Raw genomic sequence first — 7,623 nt, 5'->3', positions numbered from 1 at the left:
GCCGGTGCGTTTCGGCCTTTCGGCTTCTTCGCGTTTCCGATCTTACCAGATCCGTTCGGCGTTTCCGCTTTCCGTTTCCGGCCCCCGTCGGAGCGAGGCGGCCGTCTGGCTTTCGCTTTTCGGCCTTTCCGACTCTATCAGATCCGATGTGCAGTCCGTTGCCGGTCTGAATTCGTTTCCGATTGTGTCGGAGGGGGTTTGCCTTTCGGCTGTTCCGACTTTATCAGAAGTGTTTCGCCGATCTAAATCGGCTCGCATTTTCCGGATAAAAGTTCGGAGGCGCTTCGCGGAAGTGTTTTCCGGCGGAAGCAGACGAGAGACTAACCGTTGCGCTCGAACATGTCTAGTCCGTGGCAACCGTTCGAATCTACCTCCCCACCTCACCCGTGTCAACGGGTTTCTTGGGGCGTTGGGGAGATTAGCAGGTCAGAGGGGCTTTTCGCACGTCAGGCGGCCGTCGGGAGGAGGGCCGCACGGTCCGACTCGTCGACATCGCCCGTTTCGCCTGTTCGGACGGCCCGGCCGCCGAGCACGTACACGTAGACGAGAAACGCCACCTCTGCGGCGACGCCGATGGATATGCGGGCCCAGGTGGGCAGGCCGGAGGGGGTCACGAAGCCTTCCAGGGTACCCGCGACGAACAGAACGGCGGCCAGGCCGATCGCTACGCCGAGGGCGGTGCGGCCTTCCTCGGCCAAGGCGGTGCGGCGGGTGCGCGGGCCCGGGTCGACGACCGTCCAGCCGAGGCGCAGTCCTATCCCGGCCGCGACGAAGACCGCGGTGAGTTCCAGGACGCCGTGCGGGATGAGCAGGCCGAGGAAGGTGTCGAGGCGGCCGGCGGCCGACATCAGGCCGAGGCCGATGCCCAGGTTGAGCATGTTCTGGAAGAGGACCCAGAAGACGGGCAGGGCGAGGAAGGCGCCGAGGACCAGGCAGAGGGCGACGGCTTGCGCGTTGTTCGTCCAGACCTGGGCCGCGAAGGAGGCGGCGGGGTGGCTGGAGTAGTACGTCTCGTACTCGCCGCCCGGGCGGGTCATGGCGCGGAGGTCCTCAGGGGCGCCGATGGCGGCCTGTACCTCGGGGTGGGTGGCTACCCACCAGGCTATGAGCGCGCCGGCCGCGATGGACAGGAGGGCCGTCGGTATCCACCAGCGGCGCAGGCGGTAGACCGCGGCGGGGAAGGAGGCCGTGAAGAACCGGGCCACGTCGCGCCAGGAGGCCTTACGCGCACCGGTGACCGTACTGCGGGCGCGCGCCACCAGAGAGGTGAGGCGCCCGGTGAGGACCGGGTCCGGGGCGCTGGTCTGGAGGAGGGACAGGTGGGTGGTGGTCCGCTGGTACAGGGTGACCAGTTCGTCGGCCTCGGCGCCGGTGAGGCGGCGTCTGCGGCGCAGCAGTTCTTCGAGCCGGTCCCACTCCGCGCGGTGGGCCGTGACGAAGACATCGAGGTCCATGGGGTTTCGCTCCTGGCGGCGCCGTGAGGTGAGTGTCTTGTCAGCTTGGCAGACTGGGCGGGCCGGCAGTGGGGCGGGCAGCGGTACGGAACGGTCCGTGCGGACCGGGGTATGGGAGGACGGCGCGTGAACGAGCTCGTAACGGGCGAAGCGGTGGTGTTGGGGCTGCGGCCTGCCCGGTTGCCGAGCCGGGCGCTGGCGGTGCTCGTGGACCTCGCCGTGGCCTGGAGTGCCTACCTCCTGGTGTCGGTGCTGATGCTGAATGCCACGGGGTCGATGGACGAGGCGGCGGTGGCCGCCGTTTCGGTGGCGCTGTTCGTGCTGGTGCTGGTCGGGGTGCCGATCGCGGTCGAGACGCTGAGTCGTGGCCGCTCGCTGGGCAAGCTGGTGTGCGGGCTGCGGGTGGTGCGCGAGGACGGCGGGCCGATCCGGTTCCGGCACGCGCTGGTGCGGGGCGCGATAGGTGCCGTGGAGATCGTGCTGACGATGGGCGTGGTGGCGTGCATCGCCTCGCTGGTCTCGGCGCGGGGGCGGCGGCTCGGCGACGTGTTCGCGGGGACCGTGGTCGTACGGGAGCGGATACCCACGCCGCGCGGGATGCCGGTGCTGCCGCCTCCGCCGCCGTGGCTGGCGGCGGAGCTCGGCGCGCTGGACCTGTCGCGGGTTCCGGACGGCTGGTGGCTCACGGTGCGTCAGTTCCTGAGCCGGATGGGCCAGCTGGATCCGCAGGTCGGCGGGGGGATGGCGGCTCGGCTGGCGGGTGATCTGTGCGGCTGGACGGGGGCGTCGGTGCCGGCGGGGATGCCGCCGGCGGTGTATCTGGCCGCGGTGGCGGGTGAGCGGCAGGCGCGGGAGGCGCAGCGGGCGTTCGGCGCGCCGCTGGGGGCGCCGGGGCCGGTGGCCGCCGGCCCCGGGAGCGGAGCCGGACGTCCGGGCGGTGCGCCCGCGGGGGCTTGGGGCGGGCAGCCGGGTGCGTGGGTTCCGGCGCCTGCACCCGCGGCTCCCGCGCCCTCGGCAGCGCCGTGTGCGGCGCCAGGGAGCGGTGGTGCTGCCGGGTCGGTCAGTGGCGGCGAGGCCGGGGAGGCGGGGCCCGAACGGGGGCCGGAGGGCGGCGGCGAGCGTCGTTCGGGGTTCGCCCCGCCGGTGTGAGGGGGCGGGTGTGAGGGGGCCGGCGGGCGTGCGCTTGCCGGTCAGGTGAAGGCCGAGGGCGGGGTTTCCAGGTCTTCGAGTTCGATGCCGGGGGCGGACAGGACGACGTCGCCGGCGAGGTGGACGGCGTGCTGTTCACCGGTCTCCAGGTCGTTGACCTGGTATTCGTCCGCGGTCAGCGGGCCGTTGTCAGTGGGGTGTGCTGTCCTTTTCACCAGGGCCCAGGACTGGTCGAGCGTGCGGGGCGCGAGGACGGGGGGTGTGAAGGCCACGAGGCGGGTGCGGACGGCTCCGGCGCCGGGGGCGGGGCGGAGCAGCCGGGCGGTGGCGACGAGGAATGCGGGGGACGCGCCGGTGAAGGCGTGGGCGGGGACGTTGCCTTCGGTGGCGTGGTCGCCGGCCGGGTCGGTGCGGACCCAGGTGACGCCTTCGAGGGCGGCGCCGCGGACCTGCCAGCCGCCGGCGTGAAGTTCGAGACGGATGGGGCGGCCGAGGTCGTCGAGGGTGAGGTCGACGGAGCCCGCGTGGTCTCCGGAGGGGGTGGTGAGCTGGGAGACGTAGCGCCAGCCCGACGGGCCGGTGGCGCAGTGGAAGTGTTCTTCGCCGAGGGGGGTGTGGTCGTGCGGGTCGTGCAGGGAGTATCGGCCGCGGGGCATGGGGGTCCTTGGTCGGGTCCGGTAGTACGGGTCAGGCCCCCGCCGTGGTGCTGGACGGGGGCCTGGTTCACCGGCTGCCGGTGGTGGTGCCCGCCGTGCGCGGTGGCAGGGCGGGCGCCGGGGGCACCGGGATCAGTAGCGGTAGTGGTCGGACTTGTACGGGCCCTCGACCGTGACGCCGATGTAGGCGGCCTGCTCGGGGCGCAGGGTCGTGAGCTTGACGCCGAGGGCGTCGAGGTGGAGGCGGGCGACCTTCTCGTCCAGGTGCTTGGGCAGGACGTAGACGTCGGTCGGGTACTCCGCCGGCTTGGTGAACAGCTCGATCTGGGCCAGGGTCTGGTCCGCGAAGGAGTTGGACATCACGAAGGAGGGGTGGCCGGTCGCGTTGCCGAGGTTGAGCAGGCGGCCCTCGGACAGCACGATCAGGACCTTGCCGTCGGGGAAGGTCCAGGTGTGGACCTGCGGCTTGACCTCGTCCTTGACGATGCCGTCGATGGCGGCGAGGCCGGCCATGTCGATCTCGTTGTCGAAGTGGCCGATGTTGCCGACGATCGCCTGGTGCTTCATCTTGGCCATGTCGGAGGCCATGATGATGTCCTTGTTGCCCGTCGTGGTGACGAAGATGTCGGCGGTCTCGACGACCTCGTCCAGGGTGGTGACCTGGTAGCCGTCCATCGCGGCCTGGAGCGCGCAGATCGGGTCGATCTCGGTGATGATGACGCGGGCGCCCTGGCCGCGCAGCGACTCGGCGCAGCCCTTGCCGACGTCGCCGTAGCCGCAGACGACGGCGGTCTTGCCGCCGATGAGGGTGTCGGTGGCGCGGTTGATGCCGTCGATCAGGGAGTGGCGGCAGCCGTACTTGTTGTCGAACTTCGACTTGGTCACGGCGTCGTTCACGTTGATCGCCGGGAAGAGCAGCACGCCGTCGCGCTGCATCTCGTACAGGCGGTGCACGCCGGTGGTGGTCTCCTCGGTGACGCCGCGGATCTCCGACGCCAGCTTGGTCCACTTCTGCGGGTTCTCGGCGAGGGTGCGGTTGAGGAGCTCCAGGATCGCGCGGTGCTCGTCGTTCTCCGCGGTCTCGACGGCGGGGGCCTTGCCGTCCTTCTCGTACTCGACGCCCTTGTGCACCAGGAGGGTGGCGTCGCCGCCGTCGTCCAGGATCATGTTCGGGCCGCCGGTGGGCGAGTTCGGCCAGGTCAGCGCCTGCTCCGTGCACCACCAGTACTCTTCGAGCGTCTCGCCCTTCCAGGCGAAGACCGGGACGCCCCGGGGGTTCTCGGGGGTGCCGTCCGGGCCGACCGCGATGGCGGCGGCGGCGTGGTCCTGGGTGGAGAAGATGTTGCAGGAGGCCCAGCGGACCTCGGCGCCGAGGGCGGTGAGGGTCTCGATCAGCACGGCGGTCTGCACGGTCATGTGCAGCGAGCCGGTGACGCGGGCGCCGGCCAGCGGCTGCGCGGCGGCGTACTCCTTGCGGATCGCCATCAGGCCGGGCATCTCGTGCTCGGCGAGGGTGATCTCCTTGCGGCCGAAGGCGGCGAGGGACAGGTCGGCGACCTTGAAGTCCTGGCTGTTGGCTGCGGTCGACATTCGGGTTGCTCCCGTGGTCGAGGGTGGTTGGCTGGCAGTCTGCGGCGCGGGCAGGTGGGGACGTTACCGCCCGGTGGACCGTGCGCGGACACACCGCGTCGGCGGCGCACCGCCTGGAGCGGCGTGCCGTACGGGCGGTGCCGCGTGCGCGGACACACTTCTCCCCTGGCCGCAGCGCAGTCCGTCGGAGGCCCTCTCTCCCTCGGCCGGCCCGCGGGGCGGGCCGCCCGACCGCCATCAGCAGCGACGTCTGGCACTGCTCTCGAATCTACACCGGACGGCCCGGGGAACCCCAGCCCGCCCTTGGAGTCGGTGGGCGTCCGGCCGTGGAGCGGGCGGGCGGACGGGCTCGCGGGCCGCCCGGCGGCGCGGGCTCGCAGGTCGGGGCCGTCGGCCCGGGGGCCGGAGTGGCTTCGGGCACTGTGCACGGGTCCTTCTGTGTTGCAGGATGCGAGGAGCGCGGGGAAGTTCGCACGTCGCCTCGCACGTCACCTCGCGCGCACGTCCGTTAGGAGAACCACGTGACCACCAGTCCAGCTGATCCCCCCGAGGGCGTGGGGAGGAGCGGGCACGGGCTGAGGCTGCTCGCCGTGACCGCCTGCCCGACCGGTATCGCCCACACGTATATGGCCGCCGAGAAGCTGAGCCAGGCCGCCGAGTCGCTCGGCCATGTGATGAAGGTCGAGACGCAGGGCTCGATCGGGGCCGAGAACGTGCTGTCTGACAACGATGTCAGAGAGGCCGACGGCATCATCGTCGCCGCGGACAAGGACGTCGATCCGGCGCGCTTCGTCGGCAAGCGGCTGCTGGTGGTCGGGGTGGCCGAGGGCATCCGCCATCCCGAAGAACTGATCGAGCGGGTGCGGAGCGCGCCCGTGTACGGCGGGAGCGGTGCCGCGAGCGGCGGCGGCACGGGGTCGGGCGCGCGGCCCGGCGGGAGCGGCGGGACCGGCGGCGGCAAGGAGCGGAGCCTCGCGTACAAGGCGCTGATGAACGGCGTCAGCTACATGATCCCGTTCGTCGTGGTCGGCGGCCTGCTGCTGGCGCTGCCCCTGGCGGTCGGCGGGGAGCCGACGCCGAAGGGGCTGGTGATCCCCGAGGGCACCTTCTGGGCGCACGTCAACGACATCGGCACCATCGGGTTCCAGCTGATGGTGCCGATCCTGTCCGGCTATATCGCGTACGCGATCGGGGACCGGCCCGCGCTGGTGCCGGGCATGATCGGCGGCTGGATCGCCAACACCGGCGAGCTGTACGACTCCAAGGCGGGCGCCGGGTTCATCGGGGCGATCGTCACCGGCTTCCTGGCCGGCTACCTGGTGATGTGGATCAAGAAGGTCCGGGTCCCCCGGTTCGTACGGCCGATCATGCCGATCATCGTGATCCCGGTCGTGGCGACGGCGGCGCTCGGGCTGTTCTTCATCTATGTGCTGGGCAAGCCGATCTCGTGGGTCTTCACGCAGCTGACGGACTGGCTCAGCGGCATGACCGGCACCAGTGCCATCGCGCTCGGCGCGGTCCTCGGGCTGATGATCGCGTTCGACATGGGCGGGCCGGTCAACAAGACGGCGTTCCTCTTCGGTACGGGGCTGATCGCGACCGGCAACCAGACCGTCATGGGCATGTGCGCCGCCGCCATCCCGGTGATGCCGCTCGGCCAGGGCCTGGCCACGCTGATCCGCCGCCGGCTGTACTCCGAGCAGGAGCGGGAGACCGGCATGGCGTCGCTCTTCATGGGGTTGTTCGGCATATCGGAAGGCGCGATCCCGTTCGCGGCGGCGCGGCCCGCGCAGGTCATCCCGGCGAACATGCTCGGTGGCGCGGTGGCCGGTGCGGTGGCCGGTATGGCCGGGGTGACGGACGCGGTGCCGCACGGCGGGCCGATCGTGGCGGTGCTGGGCGCGGTCGGCGGGGTGCCGATGTTCTTCGTGGCCGTGGCGATCGGGTCGGTGGTGACGGCACTGGCGACGGTGGCGCTGGTGAACGTCTCGGACCGCGGGAAGGGCGGCGCGGCGGGCGCGCGTGCGGCCGCCGCGCGGGGACCGGTGCTCGCCGGGGTCGGCGCGGCCGCGGCCCCCGTACCGCCGGCGGCCGCGGCGACCGCGGCAATGGCGGGAGCCGGAGCGATGGCGGCGGGGCCCGGGGCGCCGGTCCCCGCGCAGGGCGGCCGGCGCCCTGACGACGCGAGCGCGGACGACGCGAGCCCTGAGGACGCGAGCGCGGACGAAGCGGCGGCGGGCCCGGTGGTGCTGTCCGGCTATCTGACGCGGGAGACCGTGAAGGTGCGGCTGGCGGCCGCGGAGAAGGAGGCCGCGATCCGCGAGATGGCGGAGCTGGCGGCGCGTTCCGGCAAGGTGGCGGACGTGGACGAGCTGGTCAGGGTGGCGCTGGCGCGGGAGGCGCAGGGCACCACCGGGCTCGGCGAGGAGATCGCGATCCCGCACGCCAAGACGGACGCGGTGACCGCTCCCGTCGTCGGCTTCGCGCGTTCGGCGGCGGGCGTCGACTGGGACTCGCTGGACGGTACGCGCGCGAAGCTGGTGTTCATGATCTCGGTGCCGGCAGCCGCCGCCGGTGACGAGCATCTGCGCATCCTGGCGCTGCTGTCGCGGAAGCTGATGGACCCGGACTTCCGGGCGCGGTTGCAGGGCGCGCCGGACGAGCCGGCGGTCCTGTGCGTGCTGGGCGAGGTCGGGTAGCCGTACGGCCGCCGGGGCCCGGATCGATCCGCTCGGTACGCGACGGGGCCCCGCACCCTCACCGGTGCGGGGCCC

The 7,623-nt window shown here is 72.0% G+C and carries 5 protein-coding genes; 2 read left to right on the top strand and 3 right to left on the bottom strand.

Features of this window, described 5'->3' with window-relative positions:
• Positions 1-446 precede the first annotated feature (446 nt).
• A complete protein-coding gene (locus tag ACH4K4_RS24340; protein ID WP_398169996.1) occupies positions 447-1,454 on the bottom strand; it encodes a stage II sporulation protein M in 1,008 nt (335 codons plus the stop codon).
• Between the two features lie 126 nt (positions 1,455-1,580).
• Between ACH4K4_RS24340 and ACH4K4_RS24335 the strand changes: the two genes are divergently transcribed.
• Positions 1,581-2,603 carry an RDD family protein gene (locus ACH4K4_RS24335; RefSeq protein WP_398169994.1) on the top strand — a complete coding sequence of 341 codons (1,023 nt, stop codon included), beginning with the start codon at positions 1,581-1,583 and terminating at the stop codon, positions 2,601-2,603.
• Between the two features lie 41 nt (positions 2,604-2,644).
• On the opposite strand, the gene ACH4K4_RS24330 is transcribed toward ACH4K4_RS24335, so the two are convergent.
• Entirely contained in the window at positions 2,645-3,259 is a 615-nt protein-coding gene (locus ACH4K4_RS24330) for a hypothetical protein (RefSeq protein ID WP_398169992.1), read from the bottom strand.
• Between the two features lie 132 nt (positions 3,260-3,391).
• Positions 3,392-4,849 (bottom strand): adenosylhomocysteinase, encoded by a 1,458-nt coding sequence (gene ahcY, locus ACH4K4_RS24325; RefSeq protein WP_398169991.1) that lies wholly within the window; start codon positions 4,847-4,849, stop codon positions 3,392-3,394.
• A gap of 590 nt (positions 4,850-5,439) precedes the next feature.
• On the opposite strand from ahcY, the gene ACH4K4_RS24320 reads away from it, so the two are divergent.
• Positions 5,440-7,548: a fructose-specific PTS transporter subunit EIIC gene (locus ACH4K4_RS24320; protein ID WP_398170027.1), complete on the top strand. Its 2,109-nt coding sequence runs from the start codon at positions 5,440-5,442 to the stop codon at positions 7,546-7,548.
• Positions 7,549-7,623 lie beyond the last annotated feature (75 nt).

Origin of the sequence: Streptomyces sp. NPDC017529, assembly GCF_044329785.1 — a bacterium.
Taxonomy (GTDB): Bacteria; Actinomycetota; Actinomycetes; order Streptomycetales; family Streptomycetaceae; genus Streptomyces.
This window is presented reverse-complemented; position numbering and strand designations above follow the sequence as displayed.